Raw genomic sequence first — 18,661 nt, 5'->3', positions numbered from 1 at the left:
AGATAGTACATGCCTTTCGATGAGCAGGAAGACACAAGTATTTATAAAGTTGTCCTCAATCATGAGGAACAGTACTCAATCTGGCCTCTTGAAAGAGAGAATCCCCTGGGATGGCGTGACGCTGGCAAAAGCGGTTTGAAACAAGAATGTCTGGAGTATATTAAAGAGGTATGGACAGATATGCGGCCATTGAGCTTACGCAAGCATATGGAAGCTATCAGTCAGCAACAAACTGAGGCGTAAGTCTTCTCCCACTCCTGGTGCTGAAGTCCAGATAGCCCCTAAAATCTAGCGAATCCTTGCTTCGTTCGGTCATGGAGCTACCAACGGGCTTCACTTCTGTGGAACAGTACTTCCACTGGCTCCCCTACAATAAGCTCATTCTAGAAGAGATGTAAACGACCCACCACGGTCATGAGAAATGATGACCGTGGTAGCTTTTCTGAAAAGGGCTTCTTCCTGATGGATAATCTCTTTCTCTGATAGGCACTTCGAGGTTCCATGTTAGCTCATGTGAATAAGAATCAGATGTAGAGAGCTATGAACAGACTGATCTCAACAGAGCGCAGGTATCAGACCTCTGGCTTTCGTGATGAGATCTAATAGCCTTTATAAAATAATTGCAAGGAAGTCATCAGCAACATGAGCAAGAACATCCCAAATTCTGTCCCCAACATTCTCCTGCGAGATGTGGTCGCTGACGATCTGCCTATTTTTTATGAGCAGCAGCTGGACCCCGAGGCCAACTATATGGCGGCTTTTACAGCCAGAGACCCGGCTGACCGCGAAGCCTTTATGCGCCATTGGCAGAAGATTCTCAATGATGAGAGCAACACGATAAAGACGATTATTGCTGAGGGACAGGTCGCAGGAAGCGTCTCGAGCTATCGAGATGAAGAGATGGAGGGGCCAGAGGTCACCTACTGGCTTGGCAGGTCCTACTGGGGCCAGGGCATCGCTACCCGGGCACTCACAGCCTTGCTGGATATTGTGCAAGTGCGCCCCATCTTTGGCCGCGTAGCAAAGGACAACCTGGCATCGCGCCGCGTCCTGGAGAAATGTGGTTTCACGATCTGCGGCGAAGGACGAGGCTACGCCAACGCCCGTGGCGCGGAGATCGAGGAGTTTATCCTCTGCTGTCCTGCTGTCAAATCAGCTTTATAAGCCAACTCAAGAGAATAACCAGTCTCTACAAAATGCTGTAAAACTTTTTTTGCAGCATTTTGCGAATTTGAGAAGCAGCGAGAATGAATCTGGTCGGAGGTGGACATTGGAGGCTGCACACTCTTGAGCGTAGTTCTCCTCGATGAAGCGGAAGATATGCTCGACTGGTAAAGAGAGCCCGGCCTGACGGAGATTTAGCTGTGCATGGGTGAGAGGATCGCGCCAAAAAAAACGTGATTTTCCATTGCCATACCTGGTCCACCAACGCCGCACATCCTTGAGACTGACAGAAAGAAACGTTTCGTCGACAATGGGAAACACCGCAATCCACGCGATCTCCTCCCACGGAAGCAACACATTGTCTACACCTCGCAAGAAATGGATGTGCATGCCCTCAGTATCAATCATGAGGAGAGGCTGATCCGACCGCCATTTCCTCCAATAGACGGCACAACTCCATCCCGACCACCCCACAAAAACAGTAAGCACCAGTGGCCAAAGGACATCAACCAGTGCCCAAAAGACAAAAATAGGCGGTGGCATATTACTATAAACAAATATCCCGAAACTCCAGACAACGAGGGCATCGAGCCCAAGAACGAGTAGAGAACAGAGTCCGAAGCCAATGAGAGCTCGGCGACGGCGATAGCGATGCGGATAGATCACCATCATTTGCATAGAGAGAAGAGATCGTTCCAAATCCTCACCTTTCATAGCACTTTTTGTTATTTTAACACAACTGTGGTCCACCTTACATAAAGTACAATCATATCTTCGCTCTAGATCGACTCCTTCAACGATGAATGATTATGCTATTCACTCTTCCATTCAGATATGCCAACTCATCCACTTACTATCAGTTCTAAAATTGAATACGATGCTGTACAAAGTGTATCTTGATTTCAGTAGGTTTTATATGTTATTGTATCAAAAGTAAAGGTAATTTCATTTGAGAAATTTTTTTTGCCTCATAGAAAGATAGAGAGCTGAAGAACTTATGCGAATTAGGGGCTTCTTTTGGGCTGAGAGATCGTAAGATTTCTTACCATATGCAAGAAGCAAACAGGCTATGAACAAAAAGATTTGGGTAATAGCTCTTGTTTTCAGTCTCTCTGTCGAAAGCATAATTTTTATCCGTAAGGAGGCGGATGTCAACTATGACAGAACAGCATCTACGACCAACCGAAAAAACATCTCCTCGTGTGACTGCTGAACAGCGACAAAAATTAATTAGCCGGCTTCAACAGCGCCTTCCTGAACACTCATCAGGGCCTCGTCCCCGCTCGAAAGAGCAACGAAACTTGCCATTATCGTTTGCCCAACAACGTTTATGGTTTCTCGATCAGTGGGCTCCAAACCTGCCATTCTACAATGTCATCTTCGCTATGCGCCTGAAAGGAACCCTTCAGTTAGATGCATTAGCGAGCACTTTTGCTGAGATTATCAGACGCCACGAATCGTTACGTACGACCTTTCAAATCGAAAACAATCAACCCATTCAGGTGATTGCTCCTGAACTTGAGGTGCCATTTTCTTATCAAGATCTTCGGCCATCTGATCAAAGCTATGATGAAGCACTCAAATTAGCATATGCCGATGCAGAGACTCCTTTTAATCTGACGGTAGGACCGCTCATCCGCATTCTACTTGTGCAAACAACCGGAGATGAATATCTGCTGGTGATTAATATGCATCATATTATTTCAGATGGCTGGTCAGTTGGAATATTAAAGCAGGAGATTATTGAGCTCTACTCGGCTTACGTCTCTCATCAACCATCTCCTCTGCCAGAGCTTGCAATCCAATATGCAGATTTTGCCCTCTGGCAGCGCGCGTGGCTACAGGGAAAGGTTCTTGAAGAGCAACTGGCTTATTGGAAAAAACAGTTACAAGACGTTCCAACTATTTTAGAGCTTCCTTCTGATCATCCTCGTCCAACTGTACAGAATTTTAAAGGTGCTATTGAAACCTTTACGCTCTCACCAGATCTCCGAGACAGGCTGCTCTCTTTCAGTCGAGCAAGAGGTGAAACTCTCTTTACGGTACTCCTGGCTACTTTTCAAATTTTGCTTGCACGTTATACGTCTCAGGAGCTGTTCCTTGTTGGCTCCCCGATTGCCAATCGCACCCACTCGGATATTGAGCGTCTCATTGGCTTCTTTGTAAACACGCTCGCGTTAAAAGCAGATCTCCGAGATCAGCCAGACTTTCATGAAGTCTTAAAACGGGTTCATGAAACATCCCTCGAAGCTTACACGCATCAGGATCTCCCTTTTGAGAAGATCGTGGAAGAGCTCCAACCAGAACGAGATCTCAGCCGCCAGCCCGTTGTCCAGGTGATGTTTGCACTGCAAAATGCGCCTCAGCCCCACTTCGAGCTTCCAGGACTCCAACTTGATCCTTGTGAAGAACTCGATGCGCTCTCTGCCAAATTTGATCTTTTCCTTTCTATCGAGGAGAGTAAGGGCAAACTAGAATGTCTGGCAGAGTATAGTACCGATCTATTTGAGGCTACGACAATCCGTCGTCTACTCCAGCACTATGAACATCTTTTGTACACTGTATTGCAAAATCCTGAGCAGAATATCTGGCATCTGCCTCTGCTGACACAAGAAGAAGCAGAAGAGCTCTTTTTTATGGGGCATGGACAGATCACTCCCTATCCCCAGGTAGCTCTTCATAGCTGCTTTGAAGAGCAAGTTCTCCAGACACCACATGCTCCTGCACTCTATTTTGAGCAGCGTAGTTTTACCTATGCCGAGCTAAACCAACAGGCAAACCAGCTTGCACATTATTTACAACGCTATCGCATCACTCCTGAGATGCCCATTGGCGTTTTTCTAGAACGCAGCCCTGAGATGATCATTGCGCTACTGGCAATCGTAAAAGTAGGCGGCGTCTATGTTCCTCTTGATCCACAGTATCCTTCAAGGCGTTTACACCTGTTGAGCCAGATGGTGGATATCCAACTGATCATTACTACTGATCAATTTGCACCTCAACTTCCCTGGGTAGAACAGCTTCTCCGCCTGGACACAGAAAGTCAGCAGATTTCGGCTTGCCCTGACACCAACCTTGACTATGAAGTAAGCCCTCAACACCTGGCCTATATTCTCTTTACATCGGGATCAACTGGTATTCCCAAAGCAGTCATGGTCGAACACCACAGTATCGTGCGGTTAGTCAAAGAGGCAGATTATGCTGATTTTAGTCCTGAGCACACGTTTTTCTTTATGGCACCATTAGCCTTCGATGCCTCAACATTTGAAATCTGGGGAGCTTTGTTGAATGGTGCAAAGCTTGTTATTTGCCCCATAGCTCGCCCTTCCCTTGATGAGCTCCGTGTTTTACTCCAACGGTACGAAGTTACTACACTCTGGCTGACTGCTGGTCTTTTTCATCAGATGGCCGATGGCTACCTTCAGGAGGTAAAAAGTCTACGGCAGATCCTTGCTGGAGGAGATGCGCTCTCTGTCTCCAAAGTGGTGCAGGTTCTGAATGATCTACCTTCCTGCAAGCTCATTAATGGGTATGGACCAACGGAGGGCACGACGTTTACTTGCTGCCATTGGATCAAAGATGAGACGCAGGTTCATTCTACTGTTCCCATTGGTCGGCCCATTGCAAATACATCGATCGCCATCCTGGACGAACAGATGCAATTAGTGCCTCCTGGCGTGCCAGGTCATCTGTATATCGGCGGAGATGGCCTGGCGCGTGGTTACTACAATGATCCGGAGACAACCGGACAACGCTTTATTCTTCATCGCTTTCCTTATCACCAGGAGGCTGTACGACTGTATCATACGGGAGATAAGGCGCGCTATTTACATGACTATACGGTAGAGTTCTTAGGACGTACTGACCAGCAAGTGAAAATTCGTGGGTATCGAATCGAACCTGGTGAAGTGGAGACCGTTCTGAGCCATCATGCTGCGGTAAAGGATGTCGTTGTCATTGCGCGAGAAGATCAGCCTGGCGATAAAAAACTCGTGGCCTATGTCGTCCCTCAACGCAACAGTGACACAACTGATGCTGCTCTCACGCCCGATCTTCAATCCATTGAGGCTCCAGAGACAACACACTATGTCTCTCAATGGCAGAGTTTGTATGAGGAGACGTATCATCAGGAGACGCCACAAGACGATGATTTTAATATCATTGGATGGAATAGTAGTTATACGCTGCAACCGTTCCCCGGGCAGGAGATGAAAGAATGGACGCAAAACACTGTTCAGCAGCTATTAGAACTTGATCATCAGCATGTTCTTGAGATTGGCTGTGGCACTGGTCTGCTCCTGACACGTGTGGCTCCTCATTGTAAGCGCTATGTGGGAACGGATTTCTCTCATGTTGTCTTACGCAATTTACAACAGTATCTTGATCTCTATCCTACCCAATTTGCTCATGTCTCTCTGCTGGAAAAGAATGCCGACGATTTTTCTGGCATGGAAGACGAGCAATTCGACTTAATTATTCTGAACTCCATTGTTCAATATTTTCCTGATAGCTTCTATCTTCTCCGTGTGCTTGAAGGAGCTATCAAGATGCTCAAACCAGGTGGACGCATTTTCCTGGGCGATATTCGTAGCTTGCCTCTATTTGAGCTCTTTCATACCTCTGTTGCATTCTATCAGGCCTCGTCAACCGCTTCTGTTGAACAGGTACAAAGACAGATTCAGCGACGTTTGGCCCAGGAGAAAGAGCTCTTGCTTGATCCTGCTTTTTTCTTTGCCTTGCAAGAGACGATGAAACGCGTTTCCGCAGTAGAAATTACCCCCAAACGTGGCTCTTTCCAGAATGAATTAACGCGTTTCCGCTATCAGGTTGTCTTACATCTAGATACCCTCGCAGAGTCTCGGCAATCTATCTCCTGGCAGGATTGGCAGAAAGAGCAGCCTGCTCTTGAACAGCTTCGACAGATCCTCGAGGCGGACAGGCCAGACGCTATCGGTCTGGTTAATATCGCCAATCGACGCCTTGCGCAAGATCTTCTTCTCACGCAGGTGCTCCAGGGGCAGACTGAAGGACAAACAGTCACGGAGCTGCGTACCTATCTGGAAACTACGCCAATAACCGGTATCGATCCTGAAGAGCTCTTCCCTCTGGCTGAGTCACTCGGATACAGGCTACAGATGAGCTGGGCTAACCATACACGTGAAGGGCGCTTCGATGTCTTCTTTCAAAAGGAGACGCTTCCTCGTAGCATCCCCGATTTTCCACAGCCTGAGCAAAGAGCAGTCCCCTGGCATGAGTACACGAACGATCTGTTTAAAGCTGCACGCTCGCGTGCTCTATTTCTGCAATTCAGACACTATTTGGAGCAGTATGTGCCTGAATATATGATACCAGCGGCTTTTATCATCCTGGACGCTATTCCTCTGACGGAGAATGGTAAAGTCGATCGTCGGGCGCTCCCAGACCTGAATCGTGTCCGTCCAGAGTTAGAAGATGCCTATGTCCCACCGCGTACCATGACGGAGTTTACCATCAGTAAGATCTGGACTGACCTTCTTGGAATTGAACAGATTGGGATCTATGATAACTTCTTTGAGTTAGGCGGACATTCATTATTAGCAACCCAGGTCATCTCACGGCTCCGCACTCTCTTACAGGCAGAGCTCCCTTTACAAACGTTCTTTGCATCTCCAACGGTAGAAGGTCTGGCACGCAACGTGGATCATCTCTTGATGCAAGGAAACGCCAGTACTTATCCTCCTTTAATTAAACAGGAGAGGAAAGAACCATTCCCTCTTTCCTTTGCACAACAACGTCTGTGGTTCCTTGATCAATTGGCTCCTGATCTCCCTTTCTATAATGTTCTCTTGGCTCTAGAGCTCAAAGGGGTTTTACAACAATCGGCTCTTGAGCGAGCACTGAGTGAAATTATTGCACGTCATGAAACGCTGCGCACAACGTTTCAAATATTTGATGAGCAACCTGCTCAGGTTATTGCTGCCAGTATCCCTTTACCATTACGTTTTATTGATCTGCGCTCGCAGCCCTCATCTAATCGAGATCAGGTGGCAATGAAGGAGGCCCAGGCTGAGGCTGAAACCCCCTTTGATCTGACACAGGGACCGCTGATACGGATTCTCTTGCTCAAGCTTGAGGAAGAGAGACATCTGTTAGTGATCAATATTCACCATAGCATCTCGGATGGCTGGTCTATGGGAGTGCTCTTCCGAGAGTTGATTGCACTCTATTCAGCTTATCGAGAAGAAAAGCCGTCGCCTTTACATCATCTGCCAATTCAATATGTGGATTTCGCCCTCTGGCAACGTGAATGGTTACAAGGAGCTGTGCTACAGGAACAATCCATATACTGGAAAGAACAGTTGCAAGGCATACCGACTATCATCGATCTCCCAACAGACTACCCACGACCTTCGGTCCAGACCTTCCGTGGTTCATTGGAAACATTTTCTTTTCCTGCCCATCTTCATACAGCTTTACTTGATTTAAGTAAACGAGAAGGGGTGACACTTTTTGTCACGCTCCTATCAGCGTTTCAGGTTCTTTTGCTGCGGTATACAAGGCAAGAGGAGTTCTTGATCGGCACACCTATCGCCAACCGCACCCATTCGGAGATTGAAGAGCTCATTGGCTTCTTTGTCAATACTCTTGCCCTCAAATCTGATCTGCGCGGCAGACCAACATTCCATGATGTTCTCAAGCGCATGCAGGCCGTATGCGTCGGGGCGTATGCGCATCAAGATTTCCCATTTGAACAACTTGTCGAGGAGCTCCAACCAGTCCGTGATCTGAGCCGACAACCACTCGTCCAGGTGGTGTTTGCCCTTCAGAATGCACCACTCCCGGTCCTTCATCTGCCAAACTTAACCTTGAATGCATTTGAGCTCGATTCACACGGAGCGAAGTTTGATCTCTCTCTCTCGTTGAATGAGTTTGAAGGCACATTACGAGGAATAGTAGAATACAGTACGGATCTCTTTACGCAGCGCTTCATCAAAGATATGATTAGACACTATCAACATATCCTGGAAGCGATCTGCCGCGATACTGAACAGGTTGTCTGGAATCTACCACTCATTGATCTTGTCGAAGAACAACAGCTGCTACAGTTGGGGCAGGGCTCCCGGCCATCCTACCCACAGCAGTCTATTGCCTCTCTCTTTGAAGATCAGGTAGAACGTACGCCAGAGGCTCCCGCAGTTACCTATCGAGAAACAACATTGAGTTATCGGCAACTCAATGAGCGTGCGAATCAGCTGGCTCACTGGTTAATCGCATCTGGTGTCCAGATCGAGAGTCCTGTCGGCATCGCGCTGGAACGCGAACTGGAGACAGTTATTACGTTGCTAGCTGTCTTAAAAGCTGGAGGAGCCTATGTACCACTGGACCCCCAGTATCCAGAAACGCGTCTGGAGATACTCATTCAAAGTGCAAATATCTCTCATATCGTTACCAGGCAAGTTTTTGCACACAGAGTTGAAGCGTTTGCACCACTGACGCTACTGGATCGAGATGCCGATGCGATCGCGCAGGAAGCGACAACGAATCCGCTTGTTCCAGTTGGGCCACATAATCTGGCCTACATCATCTATACATCGGGCTCGACAGGTGTGCCTAAAGGCGTCTTAATTGAGCAGCGCGGCGTGGTGCGACTGGTAACCACCGCAGATTATGTCACCCTGGATAGCAGTCAGGTTTTTCTGTTGATGGCTCCATTCTCATTTGATGCCTCAACCTTTGAAATCTGGTCTCCTCTCTTAACAGGTGGACAACTCATAGTCTGTCCAATTGAACAGCCTTCATTGGATGAGATCTGCGATATTATCGAGCATAATCATGTCACCGTTCTCTGGATTGCGGTTGGTCTCTATCATCAACTTGCGAACGGCTACTTACAACGGTTACAAGGTCTGCGTTATCTGTTTACAGGAGGGGACATCGTCTCGGCCACAAAAGTAGCACAGACGCTCCAGGATCTGCCAGGCTGCCGCTTTATTCATTGCTATGGTCCTACCGAGAATACTGTCTATACCACGTGCCATCCCATTGATAGTGTCGATCTGCAAAAAACAACGCTGCCGCTGGGAGGCCCAATTCCGACGACTGACCTGTACGTCCTCGATGAGCAGAGGCAACCACTGCCAATCGGTATTCCGGGCGAATTGTATATTGGTGGTGACGGTCTGGCACGAGGATATCTGGATGAGGTATTAACCAGAGAACGTTTCATCAGCAATCCCTTCAGCACTGATCCAGCCTCTCGCCTTTATAAGACCGGTGATAAGGTCCGCTATCTGGCCAATGGTCAATTAGAGTTCATTGAGCGAATGGATCGTCAAGTCAAGATTCGCGGTTTTCGTATTGAGCTGGAGGAGATTGAAATTACCCTCGCCCAACATCCAGATATTAAGGATGTGGTCACTATCGCACGTGAAGATCAACCAGGTGAAAAATATCTGGTCTCGTACCTGGTAGTGACCAATGAAACAACGACTACAGTCACAGCTCTACGTGCATACCTAAGCGAAAAGCTGCCTCAATATATGATCCCTTCAACCTTTGTGAAACTTGAACAATTGCCGTTAATGCCAAATGGCAAACTGAATCGCGATGCCTTACCCATCCCGGACATGGAACGGCCAGACTTATCAGAAGCGTATGTCGCTCCTCGCACACCTATAGAGGCTCTGGTTGCTGAAATAATGCTCCAACTCTTAAATAAGTCACAGATTGGTGTGTTTGATAACTTTTTCGATTTAGGAGGAGATTCCATTCTGGCAACAAGAATCGTCACACGCTTACGGGAAACATTTCAGGTTACCATTACATTACGCCAATTCTATGCACAACCAACGGTTGCTCATATCACTGAAGTCATCTTACAGGCTCTGTCAGAACAGGTTGGAGAAGAGTTCTTAACAGAACTTTTACAGGAACTTGAATAGCAAAGGCCCTTACCTCTTATTGAGCCTCTAGTCCCTCTCTGCGAGAGGGTGGGAAGCACATTGACTGGATGTTACAGAGGACTGGCCCTCACCGACAAACACTCGCAATGTGCTTTCCCTTCTCATAAGGATACATTCCAATGGAACGCGATACTTTTTCTATCCGCGCACAGAATGTTACAAAAACATACAAGAAGAAGCCACAGAATGAGATTATTCTGGCAAACGATAATCTTTCACTAAATGTCGCCCAGGGAGAAATCTTCGGACTACTTGGCCCGAATGGTGCCGGGAAAACCACGCTCTTACTTCAGCTTCTTGGCCTGCTTGTCCCTGATTCAGGGGATATTCAGATCGAAGGGATAAACGTTGTAAAATCTCCCGACCAGGTAAAAAAAATCACCGGGTACATGCCCCAATCGCGCGTCGCAATGAAAAATCTGGAAGTCTATCGGGCGCTGACTATTACAGGTCAACTTCGAGGGATGTCAAAACGCGATGCTACGATCCAGACAAAAGAGATGATTGAGCGGTTAGATCTGGGCGAACATAGAACCCAGTACTTAGACCGCTTATCAGGAGGCATGCTGCGTGCTGTCTCTTTAGGGATGGCATTAATGGGTCATCCACGAATCCTCATCTTAGATGAACCCACCAATGAGCTTGATCCAGTCCGCCGCAGAATGATCTGGTCGACGATTCAGCAGATTAATGCTACTGATGGCATCACCTTTCTATTGGTCACACACAATGTCTTAGAGGCTGAACAGGTTGTGGAACAGGTTGCAATCGTTGACCATGGACGGGTTATTGCCAGTGGCAGCCCCGAAGAGCTCAAGCGGAGTATCAAACATGACATGCGTATTGATATTGTGGTGAAAGCAGAGGAGGTCGAGCGACAGGGTATATCCATCATTGAGGAGACACTTCAATCCATCAGCTCTTTTGTCCTCACAAAACCGAGGCACTATTCTCTCTTTACCGAAAAAACCGCTCTCGGCAACATCGTGAACCATCTTGTTCTGGAATGTAGCTCGTTTATTGACGATTTTCGTGTCGTTCCACCTTCCTTAGAAGATGTGTATATTCATCACACCAACAAACAGATAGAAGCCCATGTATAGAGGAGCATAACACGTATGATCACACGCTATTGGAAAGAATTTTCCTTACTTTTTCTGATTCAGATGCTTGAGATGAGAGTATTCTGGATTGTTACGGTACTTTTTTCTCTGATTGTTCCCATTGTGATGGTGCTTGGACTGGGTTCCATGGGAAGCGGACAAAACCATTCTGGGCTCCTCTATATCGTAACGGGATCAACCGTTGTGAGTTTAGTGACGCTTGGAATCGTCTCACTCTCCCAGGAGATGGCGCAGATGAAGATCCAGGGCCAGTTTCTTTATTATGCCTCACTCCCCATTTCAAAAATGAGCTTGCTTATTGCAGTGCTCATTTCGCGCCTCTTGATCCAGCTCCCTGGCATCCTGGTCATCTTGTTTGGAGGAAATTTCCTCTATCATCTCGGTTTTAATACAAGTATCTGGACCTTTATCATTATATTTCTGGCTCTCTTTTCATTGTCTGGCGTTGGTGGTGTGATTGGGCTGGCCTTAGACCCACAGATTGTTCCTACCCTGGCATCAATTGTGCTCTTTGGTGTGCTCTTTGGTTCGCCAGTCCTGATCCCGTTGCACAATTTCCCTGTCGCACTCCGGTGGATCGGCCTTCTTCTTCCACCCACCTATGTGGCAGATGCTCTTCGGGGCTCCCTATCAGGCTCCAACGAGATTCCGATGCCTCTTGATATCGGCGTGCTGATTATCTGTACCATTGTGTCGTTTGTGGTCATTGTTCGTGGTGTACGCTGGCAATTGCGTTAAGCGTCAGTAGGAAAGGAGTAGTAGGAATGGGTGAAAAACTCACTCAGCGTCTGGCTGCGCTCTCTCCAGAGCAGCAAAAAGCGTTTTTATCGAAACTCATGGAACGCCGAACCCAGCAATCGCCCGAAGAGGTAACCGGACCGGTCATTCTCAATGCCAATCAGCAAGGTCATATGTGGTATACGGGCAAACATCTTCCACTCATGCATGTGATGCCTTCTTTCTGGGAGATGCAGACAGATATTCATCCCCAACATTTAGAGGATGCAGTGAAATTGCTTATCTCCTATCATGATGAGTTAAGAGCCTGCTTCGTTGAAGGAGCGACCCAGTGGGAGTGGGGGCAAAATATCTTGCCATCATCTGAGTTGAACGGTGCCCCCTGGACCATAAGAATCGATATATCGCATCTCGATGCGGAAGGACAGTGGGAATATATTCAACAGTACTATCATCAGGCAATGGGGCTGCTGGACCTCTTTCATGGAAAGCTGATCCATGTGGCCTTTTTCTATCGGGGCGAGCAGGAGACTGGCCGCCTGCTCTTTATTACATCTCGTCTGATTGCAGATATGCTATCGTTGGAAACGCTCATTGATGACTTGAGCACGTTTTATCGCGCCTACAGTGAGGGAAACACACCGCGCCTGGCACCTAAAACGACTTCGATGCAAGAATATGGCAGTCGCATGTCTGCGTTTGCTCATTCACAGGAGGGCCTGCAACATATTCATGCCCTCAATGAGCTGAGAAAAACATGGCCCGCTCCTGGGACTCTGACTATTCTTCCGCCAGACAATCCTGATGGGGATTTTTCCTGGGTCAAATTTGGCCAGATCACTCAGGAGGTGAGCGCGGAGACAACAGAGCGTTTAGTCGCGATGCAAGCAAAACATCATATTCAAATGAATGAGTTACTCTTCACGGCATATATTGTTGCGCTTCAACGCAGGACAAAAGAGACTGTTTTTCCTTTACGTATCCCTTCTTTTGGCCGCAATACACCATTTTCAGATATGGACCTCTCACATACCGTTGGGAACTTTGCCTTCTATCTCAATGAGGTCTTCCAGATACCTGAAGAGTCATCTCCTGCAGTGGCATTACAATCTGTTCTCACCTACTGGCGTAAACTGCCAGAAAGAGATATTGCCAGCCTGGTCCTCTCCTTCTATAAAGGTTCGGAGGACATCGATGCCAGCCTGGATATTATCCAGCCGTATGATGCCAAGGTTGAGATCAATTACCGGGGCCAGTACAACGAGGAGGTTGAAACTGCCGGCCTGGGGCTGCAAGGAATGAAGAGCGCACCTGAAGTCCTACCCTATCCACCTGGTTTCTCAGAATATAAAAGTGCCAATACCATGAAGGTCGTGGTCATGATTTTATTTGGGAAGCTCCATATTACATGGCAATATGGGATAGAGCTATACCAGGAAACAACAATTGAAGCATTTGGGCAAGAGATGATTACCGTTCTGGAAGAGCTAAGTATGCTTTCTCATCTCTCGTAAAGAGGCCTGGCATCTGGAAACAAAGCGCTTCATTCTGTGATTGGATGGATGGTAGAACAGCGAAAAGGCAAAATCAGAGAGGACGACCCTTGTGAAAGGGCCGTCCTCTCGCTGAATGCTTCACATAGAATGAAAGATACTAGAGACGAGCATACTGGCTCAAAATATGGATTAGATGAGGTGCCTGGGCTTCAAAAGAGAAATTATAGCGTTTATCTTCAACACTTCTGGTAAGGCTCTCCATATGCTGCGTATCATGAAGCTGCTCTGCCAGTTCATCGTAACTTTGATAAACAAGCCCAAGGTGATTCTTTTTGACAAACCTCGCCATGGCTGTCTGGCCTTCATGCGCAGCTAATGGCAATGCAGCAGCCAGATAGGCAGCATAGCGACAGGGCATATTCAGCTGCTCAAAACGACCGTAATAATGCTCTCGAGGTACGGGAACATGAAGGAAACCGGCATCGTAACCAGACCACTCCTGCGTAAATTCTTCTGGAGTAATGTAATCATGAATGTGGACGTAGGGATAGAGGTCCGCAAGGCGCTTGTATACCTGCAATGTAGGTGCATAAGGGCGAATAAAAATATTGTGTTCCTCATCTTGATGATGATAGATCCCATAAAGATGAACATGAATACGATGTTTATTCATCGCCAGGCAAAGTTCACGAACATCTTGATGATCGTTTGCCATACTGATATTTCCGGCAATCAGAATGTGGGGTTCCCCCGTTACTCTGCTCAGCTTTGGCGTGAGCGTCTCTTTCATGTACTCTCGGGAGATCAGTTCTGCATCCATGACATGGGTGCTCCAGAGGTTGATCCCATAAACGTCTCGAAAGTACTCCACGGACTCATCATTGATATAAATCTGTCCGGCAGTCTCCATTAATGTACGGCGCTCTTTCATCGTTGGAGAACATCGATGCTCTTTATAATGTCTCACAATTGGCACTGTAATCCCACCATCAAGTAACTCAATGGTGGCCTCTAATGAGCCATCAAAGAAATGCAGCCCACTATAAATAACATTGATTTCATATTTGTCGACCAGATGATGGATCTGCTCCAGGAAACTGTACCGTGCAAGAGGATAACAGGGGATCGTTCCTTCAATCTTCTTGAGTGATTTTGGAAAATAAGTGTAGCAGTAAACTACTGTATGCCCCATCTCAGATAAGGCCAGAATACGATCTACGTGGGTGTAGAGATCTCCTAAAATCAAAATGTTCACTTTTACGCCTCCTGCGTCTTTCTCCTCAAACAATAAAACACATATGAAGCAATCCAATGCTTCTTTATGTTTTTTAATTCCTGTTCACATCGAACATAATAAAAATATAACATAACAGCTATAAACAAACAATATCCAATTTGAAATGGATCAGTTAATCCATTTCAAACTTTTTTTCTTCTTTTTCGAGTCAAATCTATTATTATATGCCATAGAGCATCAATAACATATCATATAATATTTTGAAAATTTGTATGAAGAACATATAATCGCGAGAAGAGCAATCAGTAATTAACATCATGACAAAAAATTCGTCTTTTTATATATCGTAAAGATTTTTTATATTAACTTGATTATTTCATGCATTTAATAATTAGCACCATACTGAATAACATCTATAACATTAACTATAAGGAAACACTATGCACACAACAACTGCTCTCTCCACAATTTCCCGAATTATCAAGATTATAGTTATCGTTTTGCTGCTATTTCTCATTGCCTTTGATATTGCACCAACAAGTTCAGAACGCGATACACAGCAGTATATTGTTGAGGCTGGATTTCAACGAGCTCGCAGTCAGCAGATTGAAAAGGCAGGCTATATTCTACTCTATCGTCCACAAGAAGAACGCGTCCAGGCACACTATGAGCTTCAAGAGGCCCTGAATGCACTTCAGCAGGAGATGAATCTGTTGCAAAAAAATACAGATCCAGATGTTCAGGGCAACTTACAAGGCTCACAAGTGGATTATTTTGCTCTTATTGTCGCCTCACAGGCATTATTAGATCATCCCGATGATCCAGCCAATTCTATCGAGTTCAACATCATTTTGTTGCACGATCGCCCCTTTTTCGCCTCGATTACAAATCTTGTGACTATTTTGCAACAACATGCGAGCGCACGAATGGTTCAGCTTCTTTCTATTCGAATTATCATTATCGTTCTTTGCTTCATTGTTTGTATCTTTCTTATCTTGCTTGATCGGTATATCTATGCAATGAAAGAGGTTCACCTGCCATTCATTGAAACCCTTCCGACGAGCAGAAAGTTATGGGCAGTGTTTTATGCCAGCTTCTTTCAAGCGGGGAAAACGGGCGAACTGGTCTTTCTTTTGAACCGTTTTTTTAGTGTTCTTGCTCTTTGTTCTCTCCTGTTCCTTATCTGGTTTGAGATTGTCCCCACCAGTTCGCAAAGAGATGAACAGTATATTGTGAATACTGGTTTTCAACGTGAGCGCGAACGAATATTTGAAAATTCAGCTTATTCACTCCGCTATCGCTCCACGTCTGATAATATACAGGCGATCAGTGATCTTCAGACGACCTTAATCTTGTTTCGACAGGAACAGTCTGTCCTGTTCACAAACCCTGACCCTGCTGTCCAGCGTTATCTGCAAACCACACAAGCAGATTATCAAGCCCTGGTCCAGAATATACAGATCCTTGCCGACCATCCCAACAATGTCGTAACTCCTATCCAATTTGAGAACATTTTATTGCATGGCCAACGGTTTTTCGTTCCGATGAACGATCTTGTCACATATTTAAAAAATCAACAACAAGCAAGTGATGAGCAATTCATGCTGGATAAAATTATAATTGAAGGGTCCTGTGGTGTCTTGATACTGCTTTTAATTTTTTTATAACCAGGAAAGAATTAAGCTACTCCATCCATCCTTGACAGCGTCATCTCTCTCCTTATATACTACTAAAGTATTCATTCATTTTTTTGGGAGGTTTCGACATCTATGCCAGTGTGCAACTAACTCCATCCTGTTTCCTATTCAAACAGTGAAACAGATATTCCCATGCTTGCTTTCAACTATCGCGTGTCTCTTAGCAGACATGAGCGATCAGCCGTTTTGCGTCTGATCCCTGCTCGAGACGGTAGATAGTTATCACACAAGCAGCGAAATGGGACAAGAGAGATGGAGAAGCGTGCTGCAAAGAGGTGTCAGGCCTGGAACTTCAGGTGAATATATCACCACTGTGCCCCATCAATCATGCCATTAGCAGGTGGAGGCTATCTTTTCCTCTTTTGCGGCGTCGCATGTTCAATCATTGTGCAAGCGATACACCTTTTCTCTCTTCTCCTTTTTTCCTTGTTGTGTTGATCTGATCGTGTTGTTTCTTCTCTCAAAAAAAACAAGGAATACCTATCATGATAGAACATCAACATTCACTCCTCCCCTTCTACGCAGGTTGGGACAGATATCAGCAGCGTCTTGTTGCGGCCATAACACTTCTTACAGAAGAGCAGCTTGCCTTACGCCTGACGCCTCAACACTGGTCAATTGGTATGTATGTGACGCATATTGTCGCGAGCCGCGCCTGGTGGTTCCACGCACGGATGGGTGAGAAGAGCGTTGATCTGACTTCCTACGAATTATGGGCGCTCGGGGTCTGTGAGGCGGGCGTGGACCCATGCCACTCTGCCGCAGAACTGGTTGCCGGACTTGAGAAGACCTGGCAGGGTATTAAACAGACGCTTATCCGCCTGACTCCTGCTGATCTTGAACAGGTCATCCCGCCCCTGGGTGATGCGGAACGAGTTCAGCATGCGGAACTGGTGGAACCTGCACTCCAACCATACGCTCAAATGTGGATAGAGGCGGCGCGTCAGGCTCATATCGTGAGGCCCTCAGTCTCGCTCCAGTCTGTCATCTGGCATGTGCTCGAACATGATATCCATCACGGCAGCGAGATCTTCACGACTCTTGGTGTCCACGGCCTTCCGGTCTTCGAGCTAGATTAAGAATAGGAGCATCTTCAGTTCCCTACTCTCATAGGTAGGGGAGACGGTCGCTGAAACTTCAAAGTTTTCTCTGGAGTTTCAGCGCCATTCCACGTTCAATATGTGCAGAAGAAGGTCAAAGATTGGATCAAGAGCCCTGTTTTCTTTTGATCGCTAACCTTTCCTGTCTTTCCTTCTCACAAGCGAAACGTGATAGATGAGTGAGGATTTTTTTTCAGGAGAGGATATTTCTATGAGTCAAGAACGTGTAGGCTTTGTTGGATTAGGGAATATGGGCCAGGCCATGGCCTCAAATCTGGTCCAGTCCGGTTACCAGGTGACGGTCTATAATCGAGATGCGAAGAAGGCTGAGGCGCTTGTACACGCTGGCGCAACACGTGCCGATCAACCAGGAGAGGTGGCACGAGGAGGCAAGATTGTCCTATCCATGGTCGCCAATGATGAGGCGTTAGAGGCGGTAACGTTAGGGGAGAATGGGCTGTTGGAGTCGCTCGAGCCAGGAGGTATCCATCTATCAATGAGCACCATCTCGCCAGCTCTGGCACAGAAGCTCACAAAACTCCATGCCCAGCATCAGAGTACGTATCTAGCATCGCCTGTCTTTGGTCGCCCTGAAGCTGCTGCCGCACGCCAACTGTGGCTGGCGGTGGCCGGTGAAAAAGCTGCGAAAGAGCGAGTTCACGCGATCCTGAATACGTTAGGGCAAGGAATCTTTGATTTTGGGGAAGAGCCTTATAAAGCCAATATTGTGAAGATTTCTGGCAACTTTCTGATCGCTTCGGCAATGGAGTCGTTGGGCGAGGTCTTTGCACTCGTTGAGAAAAATGATATCTCGCGTCGTGCAGTCATTGATATGTTCAGCCAGACATTGTTTGCCAGTCCAATCTATAAAAACTATGGCACAAAGATTGCTGAACGCGATTTTAATGAGATTGGCTTTCTGCTCAAATTGGGGCTCAAAGATGTGGACCTGGTGCTCGATCAGGCCAAACAGTCGCAGGTTCCAATGCCTTTTGCCAGCCAGCTTCATAATCGCTTTGTGGGCGAGATCGCCAACGGAAATGGTGAACGCGATTGGATGGAGATGACGCGCGGGATCGACCGCGATGCCGGCCTTACCAAATAAACCCTACACCACTCATGCGATAAATCACTTATAACGTGCGATTTATCGCATAAATGAC

At 46.7% G+C, this 18,661-nt stretch carries 11 protein-coding genes; 9 read left to right on the top strand and 2 right to left on the bottom strand.

What is annotated here, in order from left to right:
* Positions 1-9: 9 nt before the first annotated feature.
* Positions 10-243 (top strand): MbtH family protein, encoded by a 234-nt coding sequence (locus EL628_RS22085; protein ID WP_126582181.1) that lies wholly within the window; start codon positions 10-12, stop codon positions 241-243.
* A 399-nt stretch (positions 244-642) separates the two neighbouring features.
* The gene (locus EL628_RS22080) at positions 643-1,164 is read left to right on the top strand and encodes a GNAT family N-acetyltransferase (RefSeq protein WP_126582180.1); all 522 of its coding nucleotides are present in this window, start codon (positions 643-645) and stop codon (positions 1,162-1,164) included.
* 6 nt (positions 1,165-1,170) lie between these two features.
* Here the strand turns inward: EL628_RS22080 and EL628_RS22075 are convergent, their stop codons facing one another.
* The gene (locus tag EL628_RS22075; RefSeq protein WP_126582179.1) at positions 1,171-1,863 is read right to left on the bottom strand and encodes a hypothetical protein; all 693 of its coding nucleotides are present in this window, start codon (positions 1,861-1,863) and stop codon (positions 1,171-1,173) included.
* Positions 1,864-2,321: 458 nt separating this feature from the next.
* Between EL628_RS22075 and EL628_RS22070 the strand changes: the two genes are divergently transcribed.
* From EL628_RS22070 to EL628_RS22055, 4 genes are all read left to right on the top strand, one after another.
* Complete coding sequence (locus EL628_RS22070) at positions 2,322-10,085, top strand: non-ribosomal peptide synthetase (protein ID WP_161975672.1); 7,764 nt, start codon at positions 2,322-2,324, stop codon at positions 10,083-10,085.
* Between the two features lie 140 nt (positions 10,086-10,225).
* Positions 10,226-11,209 (top strand): ABC transporter ATP-binding protein, encoded by a 984-nt coding sequence (locus EL628_RS22065; RefSeq protein WP_126582177.1) that lies wholly within the window; start codon positions 10,226-10,228, stop codon positions 11,207-11,209.
* Between the two features lie 15 nt (positions 11,210-11,224).
* Entirely contained in the window at positions 11,225-11,968 is a 744-nt protein-coding gene (locus tag EL628_RS22060; protein ID WP_126582176.1) for an ABC transporter permease, read from the top strand.
* Between the two features lie 26 nt (positions 11,969-11,994).
* The gene (locus EL628_RS22055) at positions 11,995-13,482 is read left to right on the top strand and encodes a condensation domain-containing protein (protein ID WP_126582175.1); all 1,488 of its coding nucleotides are present in this window, start codon (positions 11,995-11,997) and stop codon (positions 13,480-13,482) included.
* Positions 13,483-13,621: 139 nt separating this feature from the next.
* Here the strand turns inward: EL628_RS22055 and EL628_RS22050 are convergent, their stop codons facing one another.
* Positions 13,622-14,719: a glycosyltransferase gene (locus EL628_RS22050; protein WP_126582174.1), complete on the bottom strand. Its 1,098-nt coding sequence runs from the start codon at positions 14,717-14,719 to the stop codon at positions 13,622-13,624.
* Positions 14,720-15,141: 422 nt separating this feature from the next.
* On the opposite strand from EL628_RS22050, the gene EL628_RS22045 reads away from it, so the two are divergent.
* From EL628_RS22045 to EL628_RS22035, 3 genes are all read left to right on the top strand, one after another.
* Positions 15,142-16,368 (top strand): hypothetical protein, encoded by a 1,227-nt coding sequence (locus EL628_RS22045; RefSeq protein ID WP_126582173.1) that lies wholly within the window; start codon positions 15,142-15,144, stop codon positions 16,366-16,368.
* A 515-nt stretch (positions 16,369-16,883) separates the two neighbouring features.
* Positions 16,884-17,477: a DinB family protein gene (locus EL628_RS22040; protein ID WP_126582172.1), complete on the top strand. Its 594-nt coding sequence runs from the start codon at positions 16,884-16,886 to the stop codon at positions 17,475-17,477.
* A gap of 232 nt (positions 17,478-17,709) precedes the next feature.
* Positions 17,710-18,603 carry an NAD(P)-dependent oxidoreductase gene (locus EL628_RS22035; RefSeq protein WP_126582171.1) on the top strand — a complete coding sequence of 298 codons (894 nt, stop codon included), beginning with the start codon at positions 17,710-17,712 and terminating at the stop codon, positions 18,601-18,603.
* The last annotated feature ends 58 nt before the right edge of the window (positions 18,604-18,661 follow it).

The organism is Tengunoibacter tsumagoiensis (genome assembly GCF_003967535.1).
GTDB lineage: Bacteria > Chloroflexota > Ktedonobacteria > Ktedonobacterales > Ktedonobacteraceae > Tengunoibacter > Tengunoibacter tsumagoiensis.
Note: the sequence above shows the minus strand (reverse complement) of the source record. Positions and strands in the feature narration are given on the sequence as shown.

Bases quoted from the DNA above. Each gene is read 5' to 3' on its own strand.
- EL628_RS22035 (WP_126582171.1), top strand. From the start codon at position 17,710: ATGAGTCAAGAACGTGTAGGCTTTGTTGGATTAGGGAATATGGGCCAG.
- EL628_RS22060 (WP_126582176.1), top strand. From the start codon at position 11,225: ATGATCACACGCTATTGGAAAGAATTTTCCTTACTTTTTCTGATTCAG.
- EL628_RS22085 (WP_126582181.1), top strand. From the start codon at position 10: ATGCCTTTCGATGAGCAGGAAGACACAAGTATTTATAAAGTTGTCCTC.
- EL628_RS22055 (WP_126582175.1), top strand. From the start codon at position 11,995: ATGGGTGAAAAACTCACTCAGCGTCTGGCTGCGCTCTCTCCAGAGCAG.
- EL628_RS22040 (WP_126582172.1), top strand. From the start codon at position 16,884: ATGATAGAACATCAACATTCACTCCTCCCCTTCTACGCAGGTTGGGAC.
- EL628_RS22070 (WP_161975672.1), top strand. From the start codon at position 2,322: ATGACAGAACAGCATCTACGACCAACCGAAAAAACATCTCCTCGTGTG.
- EL628_RS22065 (WP_126582177.1), top strand. From the start codon at position 10,226: ATGGAACGCGATACTTTTTCTATCCGCGCACAGAATGTTACAAAAACA.
- EL628_RS22045 (WP_126582173.1), top strand. From the start codon at position 15,142: ATGCACACAACAACTGCTCTCTCCACAATTTCCCGAATTATCAAGATT.
- EL628_RS22080 (WP_126582180.1), top strand. From the start codon at position 643: ATGAGCAAGAACATCCCAAATTCTGTCCCCAACATTCTCCTGCGAGAT.